At 38.3% G+C, this 1,236-nt stretch carries 1 protein-coding gene; it reads left to right on the top strand.

Annotation, left to right across the window (positions count from 1 at the left end; all coding sequences use genetic code 11):
* Positions 1–172 precede the first annotated feature (172 nt).
* A complete protein-coding gene (locus tag EI162_RS14235) occupies positions 173–1,024 on the top strand; it encodes a hypothetical protein (protein ID WP_192524952.1) in 852 nt (283 codons plus the stop codon).
* Positions 1,025–1,236 lie beyond the last annotated feature (212 nt).

Below are 1,236 nucleotides of genomic sequence, written 5' to 3'. Positions count from 1 at the left end.
ATCGTTCACCTAGGCTTAGATGTGTATAGTTCATGGTTGCAATCTCACTTTGGTCAGTGGATAAAAACTTTGATACTAGCGCATTTAGGTCTTTTTTTTACCTCGAATTCGGTATTGCATCTCAGGTGTAATCTAATATATTTAACTCTATACACTTATAAGGAAACTCTCAATGAAAGTAAACAACTCGATATTATCGGCAATAGCTCTGGCGTCAGGTTTAGTAGGCTGTAGTGATAATGCATCCGTTGATACTGCTAATAGCAGTGAAGCAACTGTTATTGATGAGAGTGCTAAAGCGGTCGATACCCAGACATCTAATAAGACAGCTGTAGTAGAGGGTTCAGAGGTTAACAATCAAGGTTTTAATCCTTCCTTATACCAGGATATTAATAAAGAAACAGATTCTAATTATTTGGCATATTTAGCAGTAGCCCAATATCCTGAAAAAATGTTTGATGAAAGGCGTTTAAGAATAATTTATCCAGAATATGCTAACGAACAAGACACTCAAAAGAAAGAAGCTATGGCCGAAGAACTTAAGCCTAAAATGCATGCTGAAATGGCGAAGTATGAAAAACCGTATCGTGTGAAGGTTAAGTTGATGCCACAAAGCGAAGGCTTTGAGTATGAACAAGAGCAGGCTAAAAAAGGCCTGATGGGTATCGTGATTCAAACGGATATGGCCACGTTAGGTAGCTATGATTTTGAAACAAAAAGATTTCCCTTGTCTGTTATTAACCGTGGTTCGAGTAAAAACCCTTGTTGGTTTCCATTGAATAGCCATCTTAATCGTTATATCCAAGAACATGATAGCAGTATTGTCCCTAATGAGCAGTGTACACTAGAAGTTCAAGATGAGGCTTTAGCAGAGAAGCTAACTACGAAAACAATAAAACCTCATGGTACAGGTTACTATCGTATTGAGGATGGAATGGCTTATCCTGAACGTGTTGATTTAACTCTATTAGACTATGAGACAGAAGAGGAGCTAGCCACTAAGACGTTTACATGGAGTTACTAATTAAAAATAGCATTAAGCAGTTATACAGAATCTGGGATGGTCTCTGTGTAACTGCTTATTTGAACCACCCCCGAGTATATTAGAGACTGATTTACCTGAGTCAGGCCGCAATACCTGATAGGGACAAACTATCAGGTATTGCGTTTTCCAAAATCAAGAGACCATCCCGAATTCTGTGTAACTGCCGTTTAGATTAAATGCTTGCTGATACG

It is taken from the genome of Psychrobacter sp. FME6 (assembly GCF_014861365.1).
Classification (GTDB): Bacteria; Pseudomonadota; Gammaproteobacteria; order Pseudomonadales; family Moraxellaceae; genus Psychrobacter.
Note: the sequence above shows the minus strand (reverse complement) of the source record. Positions and strands in the feature narration are given on the sequence as shown.

Excerpts from the sequence above, each read along its gene's own strand:
- EI162_RS14235 (WP_192524952.1), top strand. The coding sequence starts at position 173 with ATGAAAGTAAACAACTCGATATTATCGGCAATAGCTCTGGCGTCAGGT.